At 48.7% G+C, this 21,628-nt stretch carries 26 protein-coding genes; all 26 read left to right on the top strand.

The features are described from left to right. The first annotated feature begins 123 nt into the window (after nucleotides 1-123). Nucleotides 124-1,473: an MBL fold metallo-hydrolase RNA specificity domain-containing protein gene (locus tag ACAM29_RS00895; protein ID WP_369625111.1), complete on the top strand. Its 1,350-nt coding sequence runs from the start codon at nucleotides 124-126 to the stop codon at nucleotides 1,471-1,473. Then, nucleotides 1,470-1,874, top strand: coding sequence for a nucleotidyltransferase substrate binding protein (locus ACAM29_RS00900; RefSeq protein WP_369622874.1), 405 nt, complete (start codon nucleotides 1,470-1,472; stop codon nucleotides 1,872-1,874). The genes ACAM29_RS00895 and ACAM29_RS00900 overlap by 4 nt, the downstream gene beginning before the upstream one ends. Continuing rightward, nucleotides 1,871-2,197 (top strand): nucleotidyltransferase domain-containing protein, encoded by a 327-nt coding sequence (locus tag ACAM29_RS00905; protein ID WP_369622875.1) that lies wholly within the window; start codon nucleotides 1,871-1,873, stop codon nucleotides 2,195-2,197. The genes ACAM29_RS00900 and ACAM29_RS00905 overlap by 4 nt, the downstream gene beginning before the upstream one ends. A gap of 123 nt (nucleotides 2,198-2,320) precedes the next feature. Continuing rightward, complete coding sequence (locus ACAM29_RS00910; RefSeq protein WP_369622876.1) at nucleotides 2,321-2,605, top strand: type II toxin-antitoxin system RelB/DinJ family antitoxin; 285 nt, start codon at nucleotides 2,321-2,323, stop codon at nucleotides 2,603-2,605. After that, entirely contained in the window at nucleotides 2,592-2,861 is a 270-nt protein-coding gene (locus ACAM29_RS00915) for a type II toxin-antitoxin system YafQ family toxin (protein WP_369622877.1), read from the top strand. Before ACAM29_RS00910 ends, ACAM29_RS00915 begins: the two co-directional genes overlap by 14 nt. Next, nucleotides 2,827-3,153, top strand: coding sequence for a nucleotidyltransferase domain-containing protein (locus ACAM29_RS00920; RefSeq protein WP_369622878.1), 327 nt, complete (start codon nucleotides 2,827-2,829; stop codon nucleotides 3,151-3,153). The genes ACAM29_RS00915 and ACAM29_RS00920 overlap by 35 nt, the downstream gene beginning before the upstream one ends. Beyond that, nucleotides 3,150-3,302, top strand: a complete 153-nt coding sequence (locus tag ACAM29_RS00925; protein ID WP_369622879.1) for a hypothetical protein — start codon at nucleotides 3,150-3,152, stop codon at nucleotides 3,300-3,302. Before ACAM29_RS00920 ends, ACAM29_RS00925 begins: the two co-directional genes overlap by 4 nt. Nucleotides 3,303-3,368: 66 nt before the next feature. Further along, entirely contained in the window at nucleotides 3,369-4,385 is a 1,017-nt protein-coding gene (locus tag ACAM29_RS00930; RefSeq protein WP_369622880.1) for a DUF2235 domain-containing protein, read from the top strand. Nucleotides 4,386-4,436: 51 nt separating this feature from the next. After that, nucleotides 4,437-5,309: a glucose-1-phosphate thymidylyltransferase RfbA gene (gene rfbA, locus ACAM29_RS00935; RefSeq protein ID WP_369622881.1), complete on the top strand. Its 873-nt coding sequence runs from the start codon at nucleotides 4,437-4,439 to the stop codon at nucleotides 5,307-5,309. Beyond that, nucleotides 5,306-6,406 carry a DegT/DnrJ/EryC1/StrS family aminotransferase gene (locus tag ACAM29_RS00940; RefSeq protein WP_369622882.1) on the top strand — a complete coding sequence of 367 codons (1,101 nt, stop codon included), beginning with the start codon at nucleotides 5,306-5,308 and terminating at the stop codon, nucleotides 6,404-6,406. Before rfbA ends, ACAM29_RS00940 begins: the two co-directional genes overlap by 4 nt. Continuing rightward, nucleotides 6,403-7,092 carry a WbqC family protein gene (locus ACAM29_RS00945; RefSeq protein WP_369622883.1) on the top strand — a complete coding sequence of 230 codons (690 nt, stop codon included), beginning with the start codon at nucleotides 6,403-6,405 and terminating at the stop codon, nucleotides 7,090-7,092. The genes ACAM29_RS00940 and ACAM29_RS00945 overlap by 4 nt, the downstream gene beginning before the upstream one ends. 144 nt (nucleotides 7,093-7,236) lie before the next feature. Further along, complete coding sequence (locus ACAM29_RS00950) at nucleotides 7,237-7,893, top strand: formyltransferase family protein (RefSeq protein WP_369622884.1); 657 nt, start codon at nucleotides 7,237-7,239, stop codon at nucleotides 7,891-7,893. Next, nucleotides 7,884-9,389 carry an oligosaccharide flippase family protein gene (locus ACAM29_RS00955; RefSeq protein ID WP_369622885.1) on the top strand — a complete coding sequence of 502 codons (1,506 nt, stop codon included), beginning with the start codon at nucleotides 7,884-7,886 and terminating at the stop codon, nucleotides 9,387-9,389. Before ACAM29_RS00950 ends, ACAM29_RS00955 begins: the two co-directional genes overlap by 10 nt. Continuing rightward, a complete protein-coding gene (locus ACAM29_RS00960; RefSeq protein ID WP_369622886.1) occupies nucleotides 9,386-10,261 on the top strand; it encodes a glycosyltransferase family 2 protein in 876 nt (291 codons plus the stop codon). The genes ACAM29_RS00955 and ACAM29_RS00960 overlap by 4 nt, the downstream gene beginning before the upstream one ends. Before the next feature lie 47 nt (nucleotides 10,262-10,308). Further along, the gene (locus tag ACAM29_RS00965; protein ID WP_369622887.1) at nucleotides 10,309-11,622 is read left to right on the top strand and encodes an O-antigen polymerase; all 1,314 of its coding nucleotides are present in this window, start codon (nucleotides 10,309-10,311) and stop codon (nucleotides 11,620-11,622) included. Then, complete coding sequence (gene asnB, locus ACAM29_RS00970; protein ID WP_369622888.1) at nucleotides 11,619-13,514, top strand: asparagine synthase (glutamine-hydrolyzing); 1,896 nt, start codon at nucleotides 11,619-11,621, stop codon at nucleotides 13,512-13,514. The genes ACAM29_RS00965 and asnB overlap by 4 nt, the downstream gene beginning before the upstream one ends. Beyond that, on the top strand, nucleotides 13,511-14,644 hold the full coding sequence (locus ACAM29_RS00975) for a glycosyltransferase family 4 protein (protein WP_369622889.1): 1,134 nt from the start codon (nucleotides 13,511-13,513) through the stop codon (nucleotides 14,642-14,644). The genes asnB and ACAM29_RS00975 overlap by 4 nt, the downstream gene beginning before the upstream one ends. A 41-nt stretch (nucleotides 14,645-14,685) precedes the next feature. Beyond that, nucleotides 14,686-15,954, top strand: coding sequence for a Vi polysaccharide biosynthesis UDP-N-acetylglucosamine C-6 dehydrogenase TviB (tviB, locus tag ACAM29_RS00980; RefSeq protein ID WP_369622890.1), 1,269 nt, complete (start codon nucleotides 14,686-14,688; stop codon nucleotides 15,952-15,954). A gap of 79 nt (nucleotides 15,955-16,033) precedes the next feature. Beyond that, on the top strand, nucleotides 16,034-17,056 hold the full coding sequence (locus ACAM29_RS00985; RefSeq protein ID WP_369622891.1) for an NAD-dependent epimerase/dehydratase family protein: 1,023 nt from the start codon (nucleotides 16,034-16,036) through the stop codon (nucleotides 17,054-17,056). Nucleotides 17,057-17,058: 2 nt separating this feature from the next. Further along, the gene (locus tag ACAM29_RS00990; protein WP_369625112.1) at nucleotides 17,059-17,160 is read left to right on the top strand and encodes a type II toxin-antitoxin system HicA family toxin; all 102 of its coding nucleotides are present in this window, start codon (nucleotides 17,059-17,061) and stop codon (nucleotides 17,158-17,160) included. Nucleotides 17,161-17,199: 39 nt separating this feature from the next. Continuing rightward, nucleotides 17,200-17,631, top strand: a complete 432-nt coding sequence (locus ACAM29_RS00995) for a type II toxin-antitoxin system HicB family antitoxin (RefSeq protein WP_369622892.1) — start codon at nucleotides 17,200-17,202, stop codon at nucleotides 17,629-17,631. 66 nt (nucleotides 17,632-17,697) lie between these two features. Then, nucleotides 17,698-18,834, top strand: coding sequence for a glycosyltransferase family 4 protein (locus ACAM29_RS01000; protein WP_369622893.1), 1,137 nt, complete (start codon nucleotides 17,698-17,700; stop codon nucleotides 18,832-18,834). Then, on the top strand, nucleotides 18,831-19,427 hold the full coding sequence (locus ACAM29_RS01005; protein WP_369622894.1) for a sugar transferase: 597 nt from the start codon (nucleotides 18,831-18,833) through the stop codon (nucleotides 19,425-19,427). Before ACAM29_RS01000 ends, ACAM29_RS01005 begins: the two co-directional genes overlap by 4 nt. Continuing rightward, nucleotides 19,424-20,041, top strand: a complete 618-nt coding sequence (locus ACAM29_RS01010) for an acetyltransferase (RefSeq protein WP_369622895.1) — start codon at nucleotides 19,424-19,426, stop codon at nucleotides 20,039-20,041. Before ACAM29_RS01005 ends, ACAM29_RS01010 begins: the two co-directional genes overlap by 4 nt. 518 nt (nucleotides 20,042-20,559) lie before the next feature. Continuing rightward, entirely contained in the window at nucleotides 20,560-21,111 is a 552-nt protein-coding gene (locus ACAM29_RS01015) for a type II TA system antitoxin MqsA family protein (RefSeq protein ID WP_369622896.1), read from the top strand. Beyond that, the gene (locus ACAM29_RS01020) at nucleotides 21,108-21,608 is read left to right on the top strand and encodes a hypothetical protein (RefSeq protein ID WP_369622897.1); all 501 of its coding nucleotides are present in this window, start codon (nucleotides 21,108-21,110) and stop codon (nucleotides 21,606-21,608) included. The genes ACAM29_RS01015 and ACAM29_RS01020 overlap by 4 nt, the downstream gene beginning before the upstream one ends. The last annotated feature ends 20 nt before the right edge of the window (nucleotides 21,609-21,628 follow it).

The raw sequence follows: 21,628 nt of genomic DNA on the forward strand, positions 1-21,628 counted from the left end.
ACCCTGTACATGTGTGCATAATGTATATGAATGATTTCACTGAAACTGGCCAAGGGTGTTGAGGATTGCCCGAGCGAACCTTTGGGCGGTAGCGTGTCTGAAACGGCAAAAGGACCTGCCAACATGAAGCTTGAACATCATGGCGCCCGCAACGGCGTTACTGGATCATGCCACCAGTTACATATAGATGACGCTGTAAGCCTGCTGATCGACTGCGGTCTGTTTCAGGGGGACGAAGCAGACAGCATCGAGCACAACGCTATCCACTTTGATATCAGCAGTGTCAGAGCGCTGGTTGCAACCCACGTGCACATCGACCATGTAGGGCGTATCCCCTGGCTGCTCGCCGCCGGTTTTGATGGGCCGATTATCTGCTCGCAGCCCTCGGCCAAACTGCTGCCACTGGTGCTGGAAGACGCCTTCAAGTTGGGTATCAGCCGCGACAAGACACGGGTCGAACGTTATCTGAAACAGATAGAGTCACGCATCGTTGCCCTGCCGTACAAACAGTGGTTCACACTAATTGATACGCCGGAACACAAAGTGCAGATCAGGCTGCAGCGCGCCGGGCATATTCTGGGCTCTGCCTACGTTGAGGTGGATGTCAGTCAGCCAGGTATAAAGCCAAGTGTCCGTGTTGTTTTTTCCGGCGACCTGGGGGCCAGCCACACGCCTCTGTTGCCTGCACCCAAGCCGCCGTACCGTGCCGATATTCTGGTGCTGGAAAGCACGTATGGCGACCGTAACCATGAAAGCCGCGCCACGCGTAAACACCGGCTAAAGGCTGCGATCGACCGCGCACTGCACAACAACGGCACCGTACTGATTCCGGCTTTCAGTATTGGGCGTACTCAGGAATTGCTATACGAGCTGGAAGAGTTGCTTGACGACGAGTTGCCGGTCATTCTCGATTCGCCACTGGCATCAAAATTCACTGCAGCCTATCGAGAGTTGAAACCCTTTTGGGATGATGAAGCTCACGCCCGGCTGAAACAGGGCCGCAAGCCACTGGCCTTTGATACACTGCTGACCGTAGACAGCCACCACGAACACCTGAAAATGGTCCACCACCTGTCGCGCTCCGGTCGCCCGGCCATCGTTATCGCCGGCAGTGGAATGTGCAACTCTGGCCGTATCGTCAACTACCTCAAGGCGATGTTGGGCGATGAGCGGCACGATGTATTGTTTGTAGGCTACCAAGCTGAAGGTACACCGGGGCGTGCGATACAACAATACGGCCCGCAAGGCGGCTGGGTGGAACTCGACAACGAACGCTACAGCATCCGCGCCCGTGTCGAAACCATCGGCGGCTATTCTGCCCATGCCGATCAGCAGGGGCTGGTCAATTTCGTCAAGGGCATCAAGCATAAACCGCAAGAGATTCGGCTGGTACACGGGGACAAGGGTGCGAAGCTGGGGTTGAAAGAAGCGTTGGTACTGGCAGGTATGAATAATGCGGAATTTACACTATGACTGAACAAGACATTCGCTGGCATCAGCGTTACCAGCAGTACTGTAACGCCTTCGCCCTACTGGAGCAGGCCATCCGTATTCAGCAGCCCAGCGTTGTTGAGCGTGCTGGCATCATCCAGTTTTTTGAGATGGCGTTTGAACTTGCCTGGAAGCTCCTGAAGGATTACCAGCAGGCAGAAGGCTTCGATGTGAACAGCCCGCGCTCAGCACTTAAGCAGGCATTTCAGAACGGACTGATCGAAGATGGCCACCGCTGGATGCAAGCGCTTGAAGACCGCAACCTGACCACGCACACCTACAACGAAGCAACAGCCATCATCATCGAGCAGAAAATCCGTGATGATTATTACCCATTGTTGGTGCAATTGCGTGACCGGTTCGCAGGTATGGTCAACTCATGAGCCTGGAGCAGCAAACGGGCCTCACGGCACGCGACGTTGAGATGATCACCCAGGCAGCTGCACGTCAGCCAGAAATCGAGCACCTGATATTGTTTGGCTCTCGCGCAAAAGGCAATTATCGCAAAGGCTCAGACGTTGACTTGGCAGTGCAGGGCGCAGATGTCACCTATGACAGCATCACAACCCTGGCCGAACAGCTCAATGAGGTGCTACCGCTGCCCTACATGTTCGATGTACTGGATTACAACACACTGGCAGAACCGGCACTCAAGGCACATATAGACCGGGTAGGGCTTGAGGTCTACTCAAAGACCAACTCGTAGCATTGGCATCCATAGCGGAACTATTTTAAACAACCATGCGCCTGACCCCAATTTCAGATATCACTCCATGTGTAACCATAAGTGCTACAATGTAAGACAAATGAGCACAAAACGGAGGGTGTGATGAAAACTGATATGCTCAGTACCCGCATTGACCACGAAACCAAGGTCGCGTTTACGCATATATGCGACGAAGTGGGGTTAAGCCCATCGCAAGCCATTAAGTTGTTTGCCCGCGCAGTGATCAACTACGGTGGCATACCGTTTGAACTGAAGGCCCCGCAACCAAACGAAACAAGTGCCGCTGCCATGCAGGAGTTGCTGGCAGGTGAAGGGCACAGTGCCGAGTCACTGGACTGCCTGATGGATGAGCTCACGGAAGGCAAAATCACGCATGCACCGTCTTGAGTACGCCACACAGTTCAAGAAGGACTTCAAAAAAATTACCAAACTGCCAATTCCGGATATTTTGGAAGTGGGCCGCGTCATCTCGATGCTACAACGGGGGGAGCCGCTTGAGGACAAGCATGTTGATCACCCGCTAACGGGTGGCTGGCAGGGGTTCAGAGATTGCCACATAAAGCCGGACCTTGTGTTGATATACAGGGTGCACGAAGGGGCACTTCAGCTTGCACGTATTGGCAGTCATAGTGAACTGTTTTAGCCACCCACACGCCATACACGCCATCAAATCTGCCGTTGCCGCTATCTTCGGTGCAAACGCTGAAGTCATACTGTTCGGCTCACGTACAGATGACAACGCCAAGGGTGGTGATATTGACCTGTTGGTCAAAGTTGCACATACCGTTGAACACCCCGCCTGGGACGTGGCTCGGCTGCAAGCCAGCATCATCAGGCAACTGGGTGAGCGCAAAATCGATGTGGTTTTGGATACGCCCGATACCCCCAAAGCGGCGATTCACCGGATCGCTGAAGAAACAGGAATCATCTTGTGAACGCACCAAGCGCAATGCAGGAACGGCTGAGCTTCATCGAAAACGCCCGCACCCTGTACGATGCCATAAGCACAGCAGCTGCCAATATCGATATGTTCAAGCGGTTTGCGGCCAGGCTGGTGGAACAAGTCACAGCATTGAACGCATGACAATGCGGATAAATTCTACTCTGATCCGAACTTCAGAATAAAAACCACTCCACGGAAGGAGTTAGCATGAAAAAGATCATCATTTGTGCCGATGGCACCTGGCAGTCGCCGGAATCCGATAGCGTCACCCACATCCTGCGTATCGCTCGTGGCATTGCACCCGAAGATACCGATGGCAATAAACAGATCGTATTTTACGACTGGGGCATTGGTTCCGACAGCGATGCACTGACTGGCGGTATCACCGGCAAGGGGATCGATAAAAACATACTCGATTGCTACCGGTTCCTGGTCCACAACTATGACTCGGGTGACCAGCTTTATCTGTTTGGCTTCAGTCGCGGAGCCTATACCGTTCGTTCGTTGGCGGGGCTGATCGGCAATTGTGGCATCGTCCGACGTGAGTATGCGGCCAAAATCACCAGTGCCTACGCGCTCTACCGCAGGCGCAGCAAAAGCGCTGCCCCCAATAGTGAACAGGCCGCCGCCTTTCGCCACCAGTACGCAGTAGCGGAATCGCCCCAAGTACACTTCATTGGTGCACTCGATACAGTCGGCGCACTGGGCATACCGGCACCGTTTTTGGGCACGCTGGGCAGCGAACGTTACCTGTTTCATGATACCGAACCGAGCAATGTGATTCGTCATGCCCGCCATGCGGTGTCAATCGATGAGAACCGACAGGACTTTGAACCCACGCTATGGACGCCCCGTGCCGGTGTTGACCTGCAACAAGTCTGGTTCGCCGGTGTACACTCTGACATAGGCGGTGCCTATGCGGATCGTACGTTGGGTGATCATGCTGGCCAGTGGTTGGCCCGCGAAGCGGAAACCTGTGGCCTTGCATTCGAGCCACACTTTGTAAGCGATCTGGCCCCTGACCATACCGGCCCGTTACACAATGAATACAAGGGCTTTTACCGCGTGCTGCGCCGACGTGTTGTGCGTGAAGTGGAGCCCGTGCTGCACATCAGTGTGCGCCTGCGCTGGCAGGATCATTCGGTACGTTATGCCAGTCCGGCGCTTCGGGCACTGTTGGCGCGAGTGAATAACGATTGGGAACGGGTGCGGGTGGTGGATTAAACTGACCGACGCACTGCAGTGAAACACATAAGTTGATAAGGCAAGTTAACAGTGAAAGGCATTATCCTCGCCGGCGGTTCCGGCACCCGTTTGTATCCGATCACGAAGGGCGTGTCCAAGCAGTTGCTGCCGATCTACGACAAGCCAATGATCTATTACCCACTCTCGGTGCTGATGCTGGCGGGTATTCGTGACATCCTGATCATCTCAACCCCCGAAGATCTTCCCAATTTTGAAAAGCTTCTGGGCGATGGCAGCAGCTTTGGCATTCAACTCAGTTACGCCGAGCAGCCCAGCCCGGACGGCCTTGCACAGGCCTTCATCATCGGTGAAGAGTTCATAGGTGATGACAGTGTCTGCCTGGTGCTGGGTGACAATATTTTCTATGGTCAGGGGTTCTCGCCGAAGCTCAGGCAGGCGGCCGCCCGCACGTCTGGTGCAACCGTGTTTGGCTATCAAGTGAAAGACCCAGAGCGCTTTGGTGTGGTCGCCTTTGATAAAAACAACAAAGCAATCTCGATTGAAGAAAAGCCAGAGCAGCCAAAATCGAATTACGCCGTGACCGGCCTCTACTTTTACGACAACGACGTAGTGACAATTGCCAAGCAGGTGAAACCTTCGCACCGAGGAGAGCTGGAAATTACTACTGTAAACCAGGCATACCTTGAACGTGGCGACCTGAATGTAGAGCTGCTGGGGCGTGGCTTCGCCTGGCTGGACACAGGCACCCACGAAAGCCTGCTGGAAGCGAGTAGTTTTGTAGAGACGATTGAGCACCGTCAAGGATTGAAGGTAGCGTGCCTGGAAGAAATTGGATTTAACAATGGATGGCTTTCAAAAGAACAGCTGAAAGAGCAGGGTATAGCGCTCAGTAAAAATGGCTATGGTCAATATTTGCTAAGGTTGGCAGGGGAAAGAACATGATCCCGGTAACAAGACCATATCTCCCAAACCGTGAAAAGCTCGAAAAATATATCGATGGTATATACGAGCGCCAATGGCTCACCAATAATGGTCAATTGGTACAAGAACTTACCCGGCGGCTTGAAGCCTATCTGGGGGTTGAAAACCTGTTGCTGGTTTCAAACGGCACCCTTGCTCTTCAAATTGCCTACCGTGCCCTTGGTGTAAGTGATACTGACCGTCATAGGGAAATTGAAGCCATCACCACGCCTTTCACCTTTGTGGCTACTGCCAGCTCCTTGAAATGGGAGGGTATTAATCCGGTATTTACAGATATTGACTCAAACACTTGGTGTCTTTCACCGGATAAAATCGAAGCCGCCATTACTTCGAACACCCGCGCTATCGTACCTGTGCATGTATTTGGTAACGCCTGCGATGTTGAAGCAATTGATGGTATTGCCACAAAGCACAAACTGAAAGTCATCTACGACGCCTCCCATGCCTTCGGTGTCACCTATAAAGGCGAAAGCCTGCTTAAACACGGCGACGCAGCCACTCTTAGCTTTCACGCCACCAAACTATTCCATACCGGCGAGGGCGGTGCGATTATCTTCAAGCACAAAGAAGATCTGGAGCGGGCGAAGAAAATGATCAACTTCGGCATCACCGGGCCTGAAACCATTGAGGAATTGGGTATAAATGCCAAGATGAATGAGCTGCAGGCGGCGATGGGTTTGTGTGTGTTGGATGAAATAGAAGTCAACCTGACAGCCCGTGCAACCGTGTGGCACCGTTACGCGCAATCACTGAGCCAGGCCCTGCAACTGCAAGCAAAACCGGAAGCTCTGGGTTACAACTACGCCTACTTCCCGGTGGTGTTCGAGAGTGAAGAGCAGGCTGTGCGAGTAGCAGCTGCTCTGAAAGAGAACGGCGTGCTGGCGAGGAGGTATTTTTACCCGTCGCTGGAATCGGTGGAATGTTTGGGCTCAGATGCAGCACAGTCCGTATCCAGAGATATCGCCAGCAGAATACTCTGTCTGCCGATCTTTGATCAACTCTCCCAGCACAACCAGAAAAGTATTATCAATTTGATTGAGGCGGAGCTGAAAGGATGAAGCTTGCTGTTATGCAGCCATACCTATTCCCCTACATTGGCTACTTTCAACTGATCTACGCAGCTGATCTTTTTCTGATTTATGACGATGTTGCCTATATAAAACGTGGATTCGTGAACCGTAACAATATATTGGCACCAAGTGGCGTAACTCGATTTACAGTTCCGGTACCCGGAGCTTCCCAGAATAAGCTATTCTCTGATCTGCAATTTTCAAAAGACGTAGATAAGATCCTTAAGACTATAGAGCATAGTTACTCTAAGGCTTCTTATTTTGAGTATGTATTCCCAATAGTTCGGCGGGCTCTAGAGCTGGATGATCGTTCGATCGCATCCATTTGCCAGAAAAGTTTTGAGGATATATTTTCCTATCTTGGGCTAGAAAAACAGTTCAAGAAAACCAGTGAACTTGAATACGACCGCTCTGCCTCTGCCCGTGACCGCCTGATAGCTTTGTGTCATCTGTTCGATGCCGATTGTTACGTCAACGCATCGGGAGGCAGGAAGCTGTATGCCAAGCAAGATTTTGCCGAGCAAGGGATCGAGTTGAAGTTTGTTGACACGTTGCCAGTGAAGTATTCGCAGGGGAATATCGATTTTATTCCAAACCTATCTATTATCGATGTATTGATGCATTGTTCACCCCAAGAAGTTAAATATTTCTTAAGCTGCTACAAATTGACTTGATATCATATGTGATGCTAGAAACTTGACCAATAAGTTCGGTATTTTGAGTAAGGGTTTCTTAAATATCCGAGTCTTTATATGGTTGATGATAGGAAGTGGATGTCCGTTTTATAATAAGGTTTTCACTATCTTGGAGTGAGAGTATTGAAAATAGTTATACTATGCTCGACAAATGCCAGTGTGCTGAAAAGATATTTTTATGACTTTGATGATTCTGTCGATTTTAGTATTTATAGTGATCGTAAATGTGGTGCTATAGATTTTGCTAAAGAAGCCAGTATTGATTTTAATGTTTATGAGGCTAAATCAGGGTTGGAATTTTCTGACTTTTTGGCTAAAGAATTTGAAGGTGATGAAACGACTATCTTTTTTTCATTCTATACAAAGCTTTTTAAGGGGCGATTTATAAAAGAGCATGCAGGTAGAATTATAAACTTTCACCCATCAATTCTACCGGCTTGTCCTGGTCAAGATGGGTTTGGCGATACGATCAAATCGGGCTCTAGGTTTGTTGGCTCGACAGTACACTTAGTTGACGAAGGCATGGATACGGGCACTCCTTTGATTCAAGCTGCATTCCCTCGTGATCCAAAAATGAGTATTCCAGATCTGAGACATAGAGTTTTTTTGCAGCAGGTAGTATCACTTGCACAGGTTATTCAGTGGTTTTTGGATGGTAGAGTTGAGTATACTGATAATACTCTTTATGTTCATGAATCAAAATTTCTGGTAAGTGAGTTCTCACCTAACTTGGATGAGCATTACCAAGAATATTTTTCAAGGGCCACTGAGTGTCATTAAATAAAAATATTCTAGCCAACTACATCAGTCAGCTCTATGTGACGGGTGTAGGCATATTGATCCTTCCGCTCTATATAAAATATATGGGGGCAGAAGCCTATGGTCTGGTTGGTTTCTTCACAATGCTGCAAGCCTGGTTTAGTTTGCTGGATATGGGGCTAACACCCACAATAGGTCGTGAAACAGCACGTTACCACGGTGGTAGTATGTCAGCTTTGGCGTATCGTCAGCTCTTTCGTGCCCTTAGCCTGATTTTTTTGGCGACTGCAGTGGTCGGCGGCAGCGGCCTGTTTCTACTGGCGGATCTTATTGCAGAGCAGTGGCTTAATATTGAATCGCTTGATATGAACGCTGTAGTAATAGCTGTTGAAATTATGGCGATCAGTGTTGCGCTTAGATGGATGTGTGGGTTGTACCGTGGGGTTGTGACGGGCTCTGAGCGCTTGGTATGGCTTAGCAGCTATAACGTGTTGATTGCCACGCTGCGTTTTGTTGCTGTTTTTGTGAGTATGTTGCAATTCGGCTTTACGCCTTTAGTCTTTTTTATTCATCAACTAGTTGTCGCACTGGTAGAGTTGACAGGCCTTTGCTGGATGGGTAATCGTTTACTGCCTAGCAAAGCAGGTCTGCAGGGAAAGATTGGTTGGTCATTCAAACCCATAAAGCCAGTCCTGAAGTTTGCGCTGACAATTGCGTTTACTTCATCAGTCTGGGTATTAGTAACACAAGCCGACAAGCTAGTGCTTTCAGGTATTTTGCCTTTGGCAGAATACGGCTTTTTCACACTGGCTGTGTTGGTTGCCAGTGGAGTTATGATTCTGAGTGCTCCGGTAAGTACTGTCATTATGCCTCGTATGGCTAAGCTTCACGCTGAAGGTAAACATGAAGAAGTGATCCAAGTATACCGCAAGGCAACACAGTTGGTGAGTATAGTGGCCGGTTCAGCCTCGCTCATTATTGCATTTTTTTCCGGGCAACTGCTTTACGCATGGACAGGTGATAAAGAAATTGCCGATAATACTGCACCGATTTTGACGCTATATGCGCTAGGTAACGGAATACTGGCTATATCCGCCTTTCCATATTACCTGCAATACGCATTGGGTAACTTACGTTACCACCTGATGGGAAACCTTATCACCGTAATCACACTTATCCCTGCCATAATTCTGGCAGCATCGGAGTATGGTGGTGTTGGAGCAGGCTGGGCGTGGCTAAGTATTAATAGCTTATATCTAATACTTTGGGTCGGCTATGTGCATCAAAAATTACAGCCTGGTGTACATAAGGTGTGGATAATGAAAGATGTTTTATGGATTTACGTATCAGTTATCCTACTGTTATTGCTTACTAGTACCTATATTAGTTATCAAACACGACTAGAGGCTTTTTTAGAATTGGTTGTTTTTTCATTAATTGCTCTTATTGTTGCAACAGCTTCATCTTCTGTTGCGCGTGGAATTATTAAGCAAAAAATATTTGGTTTTAAATCATGATTTCAGATATCAAAGTCTCGGTATGCATTGTTACTTACAATCAAGAAAAATATATAGAGCAGTGTGTGAGAAGTGTTTTAGAGCAGAAGACCCAGTATGAATTTGAAATTATTATTGGAGATGATGCCTCTTCCGATGATACAAGAGACATTCTTTTCAAGCTGAAATCTCAGTATCCAGATAAAATAAAGTTGTTGTTGCATGATAAGAATATTGGGCCATCTAATAACGTAATTTCTGTATATAGGGCTGCCCGTGGTGAATTTATCGCTCATTTAGATGGGGATGATTATTTTTTACCAGATAAAATAGAAAAACAGGTTGGTTTAATGGATGTTGACCCTAACTGTGGTATTACCTTTCATTCAGTAATGAAGCTTGACCCGAAAGGTACGTTGGCCTTTGAAAAAATTAATTGCAAAGGGATGCCTGATGACGGTTGGCGTAGAAAAGATCTGATATGGTTGATGGCTTTGGGAGTAAATTCATCAAAGATGTTCAGGCGTGAATTATTTTCCAGTTTTCAAGACCCGGGTTTTCCTCTCGTTGATACCGTTTTAAATTGTCTGATTATAAATGATAAAAAAGTCAAAGTTATTAGTGATGTTGCGCTCGGTGTATATAGAAGTTCGGTTGGTATATCCTCTTCGGGTGTGAGAACTAAAGCTGCTACAGTCGAAGGATATGAGTATTTGCTGTCATTTTTGCCTAAAGAAAATAAAGTGGCTATATGTTCGGTAGCATTTTTCTTAATGCTTCTTGATGTGAAAAATTTACGCGCCACGTGGTATTTATATTTTAGACTTTGGTTGAAAAGTTTTGATTTAGGTTTTTTGATTTTTCTCTGGCGACATGGCTGGTTTATTAGGTAACTTACTTTTTGTTTTTTTAAACTTTTATTGTTTGGTTTTTAATGATAGTGTCGCCTTTTTTTATAAATGTAGTTTTTTTGCTTGGTCTATCTGCCAATGCTTTGATTTGCTTTTTTTTTATTTTTCGCGATTTGGTTTCTGGTAAATCAAGTTATTTTGTGTCTTATGTGTTTTTATTTTTATTATTGAGTTACGTTTTAAATCCTTTTTTTGTGTATTTTTACGAGTTTGGAATGACTCCGCATCAAAATGATGTATCAAGTTTAAGACCTGTTATGGTTGTTGTGAACTTCATTGTCATGTTGTTCCTTGTTAGCTCCATGATTGGTTTTTCTTTATCTTTTTCAAGGAATTATGTGGAATTCTATTTCGTAAGGTCTAAATGGTTTTTCATAGTTGCTTTGTTTTTTATTGTTTTGTTTGCATTTTGTTTTTTTGTGATTTCTTATGGTGGCTTGGATTATGTGCTGAATAATATATCTAGAATTAGGAGTGGAACTGATGAAAATAAAAACTACCTCGGTGCTTTTGTACGTTTGTTTACATATTATATAGAGTTTCTGGTTTTCTTTTTTTATGTTCGATTTTATAAGTATAGAACCTTTTTAAGTTTTTTCTTGTTTTTATTAATTCTTTCATTTGGTATTGCTAAGGCGGTTTTGGATGGTGGTCGTGGTGGATTGATTAACCTATTTGTCGGAATATTGTTTTTGTCTATCTATTTGAAGGGAGGTCGACTTCCAGTTCTTTATTTGTTTTTTATATTCTTAATTTCGTTAGTTGTCGGTATATATGGAAAGCTTTATATATTTCAAGCTGTTGGCTCTGAAAGTATAGTTATGCCTGAGTTAAGCTATCTCGAAAAAATTGATAAGGTGCTTATGGAATATGCACATCAATATTACTCTTTGGTTATTGCTGTAAATCAAGGTTTGGGCGCCGATAGACTCTTTCAGGATCTTTATGTCTGGCTTCTAAAGCCATTGATTTTATTTGGTTTTCATGTTCCTGACTCTATTTCATACTACAATACTTTCACCCTTAAAGGTGAATGGGATAGTGAAGTACCACCAGGTATTGTTGCTTTTTCTTATTATCAAGGTGGTATCTTTTTTGTCCCTTTAATTGGTTTTCTATTTGGTTATTTGATGAGGTATATTGATGCTCTTGTTGTGAATACTATAAGGGCACAAGGGGATGTGGCTTTAAGCTTTCCTTTACTCGCTGTTATTTCAATATATTTGCCTTTTGCTTTTATGAATTCCGATCCGGCCCTTTTTGTTCAGTGGGTGTTTGCTTATAGCTTGCTTTTCGGTATTTTTATTTTTACTAGAAATATAAAATTTCATCGCTTAAGTTGATTGTTGAAAATATTATGTGTGGTTGTTTTGGTTTTTTAGGTGGCAAAAAAGCTTATTTTGGCGTGTTGGATGTTGTGGAGAATAAGCTATACCATCGCGGCCCCGATGACTCGGGCACTTGGTATGACGAGAGACAGACTATTGCTCTCGGGCATACTCGTCTTGCAATTGTTGACCTATCCCCCGCAGGCCACCAACCCATGGCTTCACCCTGTGACCGCTTTGTAATCGCGTTCAATGGGGAGATATACAATCACCTTGATCTGCGTAAACAACTTGAGTCACAGGGCTCAGCACCAACAAGTTGGCGCGGGCACTCCGATACTGAAACCCTGCTTGCTTGTTTCAGTGCTTGGGGGATTGAAAAAACGCTGCAATCAACTGTCGGAATGTTTGCGCTTGCGCTTTGGGATAAACAAGAGCAGCAACTGACGCTTGCTCGTGATCGTTTAGGTGAAAAGCCGCTCTATTGGGGATGGTGTGGTAGTGCTTTACTGTTTGGCTCGGAGCTTAAGGCGCTGAAAGCATATCCTGACTTCAAGGCAGAAGTGGATCGTGGCGCTTTAACTTTGCTTTTGCGTCATAACTATATTCCAGCGCCTTACACAATTTACCAGGGTATAGAAAAACTACCTGCCGGCCAGTATGTGCAGATCAAAAAGGGGCAGCTGCGTGCAGACGTTCAGCCCAAGGCGTATTGGCAGTTGAATCAGGCGATTGAGCGCGGACTGGCAAGTCCGTTCAGCGGAACGGATGCTCAAGCAACGGACTTGTTGGAACATGTAATCAGCCAAGCGGTACGCGGACAGATGCTGGCTGATGTCCCTTTGGGGGCTTTCCTCAGTGGCGGTGTGGATAGCAGCACCGTTGTGGCTCTTATGCAACAGCAATCCAGGCAACCTGTTCGCACCTTTGCCATTGGCTTTGATGAACCGGGTTACAATGAAGCGGAGTACGCCAAAGAAGTTTCGCTACATTTGGGGACAGATCACACAGAGCTTTATGTCAGCGCGCAGGATGCGCTGGATTTAGTCCCGCGTTTGCCTGATATCTATTGTGAGCCTTTTGCCGATAGCTCTCAGTTGCCAACATTTCTTGTCAGCCGAATGGCAAAACAGCATGTCACCGTTGCACTGAGTGGCGATGGTGGTGATGAGCTTTTTGGCGGCTACAACCCCTATCAATTTGCGCCGCGTGTGTGGAGCAAGCTGAGAGTGATGCCCTTGCCACTGCGGCAAATCGCATACCGTTTGCTATCTGGGCTGCCACTACCGGATAAGTTCGCCAAGCTTTTGCGCGTTTTGCCTGCGAAAGACAAAGAGCAGTTTTATCACATTCTAATGAGTCATTGGGATAACCCTGATCAACTGGTTATCGGTGGGCAAATATGCTCGACATTGATCAGTAGCCCTGAGCAATGGCCGCAAACCGATAGCTTTGAACACTGGATGATGGCAATGGATGCTGGTCAGTACATGACCGATGACATTCTGGTAAAAGTTGATCGCGCAGCCATGGCCAACAGCCTGGAGACTCGTGTGCCTTTGCTTGATCATCGTGTTGTGGAATTGGCTTGGCAATTGCCGTTGAACATGAAAATACGCGCAGGAGTGGGAAAATGGATACTCAAGGAAGTGCTGTATCGCCATGTGCCACGTGAAATGATTGAACGGCCCAAAAAGGGCTTTTCTGTCCCGCTCGGTCAGTGGTTACGTGGCCCCTTGAGGGATTGGGCTGAAGCGCTGCTTAATGAGCAGCGTTTGGCACAAGAAGGCTACTTCGTTCCCAGTGCTGTACAACGTATTTGGTCAGAACACCTGCAAGGTAAACGCAATCATGCGCGTAAGCTTTGGAGTATTTTGATGTTTCAGGCCTGGTTGGAAAAGCAGTGAAAGTTACTCACATCATCATCGGCCTTAATGTCGGGGGCGCTGAATTAATGCTCAAGCGCTTGATCGAGTCGCACCGTGAACAGCAGAGTATTGAGCATAATGTAATTTCGCTCACCGACAAGGGGGTATTGGGGGATCAGTTAGCCGAACAGGGGGTAGCGGTCCATTGCTTGGGTATGTCCTCCATAATTAAAGGCCCCGCAACCTTTTTCAAATTGCGCAAGCTGTTGCAGACACTGAGCCCTGATGTTGTTCATACCTGGATGTATCATGCCGATTTGTTGGGTGGGCTTGCGGCCCGCAGCATTGGCATATGCAAGATCGTTTGGTGCATTCGCAGTACCGATATTCGTAAAGGTGGCAGCAAAGTTACTTTGTTGATTCGTAAACTGTGCGCCTTACTCTCTGGCTGGTTACCCCGTGTGATAGTGTGTGCTGCAGATGCATCACGCCGTGTTCATGAGTCGGTTGGTTATGTTTCGAATAAAATGCAGGTCATACCCAACGGGTTTGAATTGGATAAGTTATTGCTCTCGGACGCCAACGGTATCCAGTTGCGAGATCAACTCGGTATAGGTACTGATTGTACGTTAGTGGTATCTGTAGGGCGGTTTAACCCGGTTAAGGATCACAAAACATTTATTAAAGCGGCCGGTAAGGTCGCCGCACAGCGTAATGATGTTAAATTTATGCTGGTTGGGCGTGACCTTGAGCCTTCTAATCAACAGGTTATGGACTTGATTGAGGCAACGGGACAAGCAGATGCGTTTTATCTTTTAGGCGAGCGTAATGATGTGCCTGCTTGTTTGAAGGCAAGCGATGTTTTCTGCCTGCATTCTATTACTGAAGGTTTCCCAAATGTTCTGGGTGAGGCAATGGCTGTAGGTCTACCCTGTTTAACTACAGATGTGGGTGATGCCGCCTATCTGTTGAACACCCCAGAATGGGTGGTGCCTGCTGCATCACCTGATCGATTGGCAGAAAAGCTCAGTGCAATGCTTTCTCTTTCTGCTGCAGAAAGGGCACAGTTGGGGCGAACATCAGCTAGCCGAATTCGTGAAAATTTCACAATGGATGTAATCAGTCGGCGTTATTACGACCTGTATGCTTCACTGGTTGATTCCAGATAGCCCTCGAATGTTACTTTTTGACGTGTTTGGACTTTAAATTTATGCAAGATATACAGATAGCCATCATCGGCCTCGGCTACGTCGGCCTGCCACTCGCTGTCGAATTTGGCAAGCAATACCCCACGCTGGGCTTTGATATCAACACGGCTCGCCTGGCTGAACTGCAGCAGGGCCACGACAGCACTCTGGAAGTGGACGATCAGGAACTGGCAGAGGCCAGGCATCTGTCCTACAGCAGCGCGTTGGATGATCTCAAAACCTGCAACGTGTTTATCGTTACCGTGCCGACGCCGATCAATGAGCACAAACAGCCCGATCTCACTCCGCTAATCAAAGCCAGTGAAACCATCGGCAAGGTACTCAAGCAAGGTGATATCGTGATTTACGAATCCACGGTTTACCCCGGTGCCACCGAGGAAGACTGTGTTCCGGTGTTGGAACGTGTATCAGGCCTGACCTTCAATAAAGACTTCTTTTGCGGGTACAGCCCTGAGCGTATCAATCCCGGCGATAAGGAACATCGTGTTACTTCCATCCTTAAAGTAACATCCGGCTCGACACCTGAAGTGGCGGAAACCGTGGATCAGCTGTACCGCTCCATCATCACTGCGGGCACGCACAAGGCCAGCTCCATCAGGGTGGCAGAAGCTGCCAAGGTGATCGAGAACACTCAGCGGGATGTTAATATCGGACTGATCAATGAGCTGGCGCTGATCTTCAATAAGCTTGGGATCGATACCGAAGAGGTACTGAAGGCGGCTGGTACCAAATGGAATTTCTTGCCGTTTCGACCCGGTTTGGTAGGTGGGCACTGCATTGGTGTGGACCCTTATTACCTCACTCATAAGGCACAGTCGGTGGGGTATCACCCCGAGATTATTTTGGCAGGCCGCCGCCTGAATGATGGTATGGGGGCTTATGTCGCCAGCCAGCTGGTCAAGGCGATGCTGAAGAAAAGAATTCAGGTTGATGGTGCACGTGTGTTGGTAATGGGCCTGACCTTCAAGGAAAATTGCCCGGACCTGCGTAACACCAAGGTGGTGGATATCGTCACCGAGCTGGCGGACTATGGTGTGCAAGTGGACTGCTACGATCCTTGGGTGAATCCCGAAGATGCAGAGCATGAGTATGGCATCACCCCGATTTCTGCTCCCAAGGCGGGTGAATATGATGCTGTTGTGGTTGCAGTTGCACACAAGCAGTTTACCGAGATGGGCGAAGAGAGGATTCGCGCACTGGGTAAGCCCGCGCATGTGTTGTATGACCTCAAATATATCCTGCCGGCGGATGCCTGTGATCTGCGCCTCTAGGCCTGATTTTTGTAATTGTGTTTTTCTTGGAACGGACTAAGGACGCTCTGCCCCAATAAAAGGGCGGGTGCATGGGACTATGACTGCCTATTCAAAACTGCTTGAAACCCTCCCGGCCAACCCAAAAACCTGGCTGATTACTGGCGTGGCCGGTTTTATAGGCTCGAATCTGCTGGAGCACCTGCTCAAACTGAACCAGCGTGTCGTCGGTCTGGATAATTTCGCAACCGGCCATCAGCATAATCTGGATGAAGTTCAGAGGTTGGTCAGCCCGGAACAGTGGGTGGGTTTTACCTTTATCGAAGGTGATATCCGCAATCTGGATGATTGCCACAAAGTGTGTACCGGTGTGGATTATGTGCTGCATCAAGCAGCACTGGGATCGGTGCCGCGCTCCATCAATGATCCCATCACTACCAATGCGACCAATATCAGCGGCTTTTTGAATATGCTGGTCGCCGCTCGCGATGCCGGGGTCAAGAGTTTCACCTACGCCGCCAGCAGCTCGACCTACGGTGACCACCCAGCACTTCCCAAGGTGGAAGAGAACATCGGCAAGCCCCTGTCACCCTACGCGGTTACCAAGTACGTCAATGAGTTGTATGCGGATGTGTTCGCCAAAACCTACGGCTTCAACACCGTCGGCCTGCGTTATTTCAATGTATTCGGCAAACGTCAGGACCCCAATGGCGCCTATGCGGCGGTGATACCCAAGTGGGCCGCATCCATGCTGCTGGGTGATGATGTTTTCATCAATGGTGATGGTGAAACCAGCCGTGACTTCTGCTTTATCGAAAACGCCGTACAGGCCAACCTGTTGGCGGCAACAGCGGAGGAAAGTGCCAAAAACGAAGTCTACAACGTGGCCGTGGGCGACCGTACCACGCTGAATGACTTGTACCGTGCGCTGCAGGCGGCCCTGGCGGAAAACGGCAGGCCTTATGAGAATGCGCCGGTGTACCGCGACTTTCGTGCCGGTGACGTGCGCCATTCACAGGCGGATATTGGCAAGGCAGCAACCAAGCTGGGTTACGCGCCGGAGTATCGCATCATGGACGGTATCGCCAAGGCGATGCCTTGGTATATTGAGAATGTGGGGTAAGCATTCGACAAGAGAAGCCTGGCTTGGTGACACTGCCGCATCCCAAGTCAGAAGTGCCCAAAGGTACGCTTAGAAGCATCTGGAGGCAGGCAGGGTGGAAATGATTTTGTGGCATTGGATGCTCAACAATAGAGGTAAAGGCAATGCGTTTTTCAGTTGCACTACACACTGACAATGGCAAACAGTTCGGTGTTACGGTGCCGGATATCCCAGGGTGTTTCTCAGCAGGTAATAGTGAAGACGAAGCCCTGGACAACGTGAAAGAAGCAATTCTCGGCCATTTAGAGTTGCTGGCAGAAATGGGTGATGAGATACCCACTGCTCAGGCAATAACTGTCCATCGCGCCAATCCGGACTACGATGAAGCGATCTGGGGCTTTGTCGAGGTTGATATCACTCCATTTCTTGGCAAGGCGGAGAAAATCAACATCACAGTGCCCAGCCTGGTGCTGAGACAAATTGATCGCTATGTGCAGCAGCACCCTGCAGAGGCACGATCCCGCTCGGCCTTTCTTACCGAAGCGGCGCTGGAACGCATGCGTAAGGCGCAGTCTTCGTCAACCACACACGTATAGCTGAATTAATTGTCTGTGTTCAAAATCAATAATGTTACATATCAATAGGCCTGCGAAACCTAGCGAATGAAAGACGCCAGTAAAATATTCCTGCTTATAGCGGGCTATCCTGAATCTTTGTTGAACTTTCGGGGTCCGCTACTGCGGGCTCTGGTGGCAAAAGGTCTCGAAGTTCATGTAGCCGCACCGGATTTACCGCCCAACAGTATGATCAGGCAAAAACTTGAGGGTTTGGGGGTTCGGGTACACGAGGTTGCTCTGAAACGTACCGGTATGAATCCACTGGCTGACATGACGACTGTGTACCAGCTTTGGTGCTTGATGCGTCGAATCAAACCTGATTTTTCACTCGGTTACACCATTAAGCCGGTTATCTACGGCAATATTGCGGCTTGGCTTGCAGGTGTGCCGAGCCGTTTTGCATTGATTACCGGTCTTGGCTATGCATTCCAGGGAGAAGGAGGGCAGCGCTCTTGGCTCAAACGGATAGTACAAGGCTTGTACCGAATGGCGCTTGGCAAGGTTCACAGGGTGTTCTTCCAAAACCCGGATGATGAGGCGCTGTTCCACTCGTTGGGCATTACCAACAAATCAGATCGGAAAACGGTTGTCGTCAATGGCTCTGGAATAGATGTCAGCCGCTTTGCGGTAGCGCCGTTGCCGAAAGTCACTCAGTTTTTGCTGATCGCCAGGCTCCTTGGTGACAAGGGGGTAAGGGAGTACGTAAAAGCTGCCACCATGGTGCGTCAGCAGTATCCCTGTGTACGCTTTGGACTCGTAGGTTGGATTGACGATAATCCAAATGCAATTGGTGAAGATGAGCTGGAGCATTGGATCGAATCAGGCGATGTGCAGTTCTATGGCCGTTTAGCCGATGTGAAGCCTGTCATAGCCGAAAGCAGCATTTATGTTCTGCCTTCATATCGCGAGGGAACACCGCGGACAGTGCTGGAAGCCATGGCCATGGGCCGTCCAATTATCACGACGGATGCACCTGGTTGTCGGGAGACAGTGGTAGATGGTGACAACGGTTTTTTGGTACCGGTCAAGTCGGTGGATGAACTGGCAATTGCAATGCTGAAATTTGTTGAGCAGCCTGAGTTGATTATCCGTATGGGCAAGCGTTCGCGCCAGATAGCGGAAGAGAAGTATGACGTGGATAAAGTGAATGCGCATATGTTGAGGGAAATGGGAATCAAGTGATCAAGCGTCTTTTCGATATTGTTGCGTCCACAATTGGCCTGCTGCTGCTTGCCCCCGTGATCGCTGCCGTCGCCTTCCAGATCCGCCGCAAACTCGGTTCTCCTGTTCTGTTCCGTCAGGTGCGCCCCGGCAAAGACGGCAAGCCCTTTGAAATGATCAAATTCCGTACTATGCGTGATGCCATAGGCAAGGACGGCAACCCGCTGCCGGACTCGGAGCGGATGACGCCTTTCGGGTCGTTCCTGAGATCAGCCAGTCTGGATGAGCTGCCAGAGCTGTGGAATGTACTCAAGGGCGATATGAGCCTGGTTGGGCCACGGCCTTTGCTGATGGAGTACCTGCCTCTGTACTCAAAAGAGCAGTACCGCCGCCATGACGTTCGCCCCGGTATCACCGGCTGGGCGCAGGTGAATGGTCGCAACGCGATAAGCTGGGAAGAGAAGTTCAAGCTGGATGTGTGGTATGTGGATAACCGCTCGCTCTGGCTCGATCTGAGGATTATTTATTTGACGGTCAAGAAAGTGCTGGTCAGGGATGGGATCTCGGCTGAAGGTGAGGTAACCATGTCGAAGTTTACGGGTAGTGACAAGTGAAGCGTCTGGCAATTTTGGGTGCCAGCGGGCATGGCAAGGTTGTTGCCGATATCGCTGAGTGCAGCGGCTGGGATGAGGTTGTTTTCTTCGACGATGCTTGGCCCGGTGTGTCAGCGAACGGCGATTGGACTGTTGAAGGCACTTGCCAGTCATTGGCTGATCGTTTGGATGCGTTTGACGGTGTTATCGTAGCGATTGGTAACAACACTATTCGCGCGGAAAAGTTGCACTGGTTGTCTGACATTGCGGCGCCTGTAGTGACGCTGGTGCATCCGTCTGCGGTAATCAGCCAATACGCAAAGTTGGATATAGGCACAGTCGTGATGCCAGGCGTGGTGGTGAATGTATCTGCCTGCATCGGTAAGGGGGTGATTCTCAATACCGGGTGTAGCATCGACCACGACTGCACCATTGGTGACTGTGCGCATATTAGCCCGGGGGCACGATTGGCCGGCGGCGTTAAGGTTGGCATGCAAAGTTGGGTAGGTATTGGTGCTTCCGTAAAACAGCTCATCAATATTGGCCGCCAGGTTACAGTAGGTGCTGGCGCGGTAGTGTTGGTAGACCTGCCGGATGGTGTTACTGCGGTTGGCGTGCCGGCGAAGCTGATGTGAATCGCCTACTCACCTGAACATAGGGAGCGCGGACGACCGTGCTGAAGCGGAGAAGGAATCTCACTTGCATGGGTTACCATAATGGTAAATAATCAATTAAACGTGAGCGCCTATGTTGGTGTGCCGCCATTGGAAGGCGCACCCCGAGACATTTCAGGCGGACCGTTGTATGAGCCTGACTGTGTGTTGGCGGTTTTACACCAAGGGGTGTTATCTACACGTGCTTGGACGCGCAAATGCATACATGATCTACAGAAATATACGTTGGATGGACAAGACGTTGTAGTGCTGTTGAAAGAGGCGCTTCGGAATGGGCGTTATAGGAATTCTGAATGGTGTCAGCAGCGTCCGATAGGCCCCTGGGCTGCCTGTGATGCGTATACATTGACCAGGATGGAATGGATACCTTATGCGTACAAAGAGTTACCGGTTGAGTACTACATCAAGTTTGCGATCGCTAAAACCGGCACCGTAATACTGTTGGTATCCTGTCACTTGCCGGAAGATCGAGGTTAGGTATGATCAAATCAGCTGTTTGTCCCATTTGCGGGGAGGGTTCATTGACTCCTCAGGTCGAAATGGTTCCGGCGGAATACCGCGGAGTCAGCAGGCAGATCGTAAGTCATATATCCATATGTGATTGTTGTGGGTCCGAACAAGCTGGATCTGCAGAATTACGTGCAAACAAGCGCGCGATGGTCGCATTTAAGAAAGAGGTGGATGGTCTGCTTACAGGTTCGCAAGTGCGTGCGCTGCGCGAGCGTCTTGGGATTAGTCAGAGTGAAGCCGCTAAAATTTTTGGTGGCGGCCCGGTAGCTTTCTCAAAGTACGAAAGTGACGACGTGAGCCAGTCTGAGGCCATGGATAAGCTGCTGCGTATAACGGATGCGCTGCCCGAGGCTTTTGCTATTCTTGCTGCCGAAGCAGGTGTGTCACCTGCGAAGCCTGAAGGTTTGTGGCAAATGGTGCCTGTTACGGCAAAGCGTAGCGATGTGACACGCCTCAAACAAAGGCCCAGGTTGCATGTTGTGTCGTCTTCTAATCATGAAACGGTAAGGGAGTACGCATGACCATTTCACCCTCCCTCCAAAAGGCTATAGATAGCCTGAAGCTACAGGACGTATATCTTCGGGATAACTTTTCTCACTGCCATGATGACTTTGACCCGAAATATTCGGATGAGCAGGAAGAGTTGGATGTTCAGCAGATGCACGTAGTGCGTCAAACCGTGATCGCCGACCTTGAAGGTAATGGGAAGCTGGTGCGCGTGTTTGTGCGTTTTGGTGTGCGTTGGGTCAACCCCATTGTAGAGCGCTCTGCAGATGAGCACGGCGCGCTAGAGGTTGTGGCGAATATTGAAGCGGAGTTCATCGCTGAATATACGATTGATCAAGAGATTAAACAAACGTGTATTGATGAGTTCGCTACTCAAAATGCCAGTCTTCATGTGTGGCCATATTGGCGTGAGTTTCTCTCGTCGCAATGTGAACGCATGCGTTTACCGCGCATTGTGCTGCCTGCCTGGCAGCTGTCGCATCACCGCCGGGGAAAAAGTACCGGGCGTTAAAACTTCATACTTCTTGGGTA

The sequence above is a fragment of the Marinobacterium sp. BA1 genome (assembly GCF_041155135.1).
GTDB lineage: Bacteria > Pseudomonadota > Gammaproteobacteria > Pseudomonadales > Balneatricaceae > Marinobacterium > Marinobacterium iners.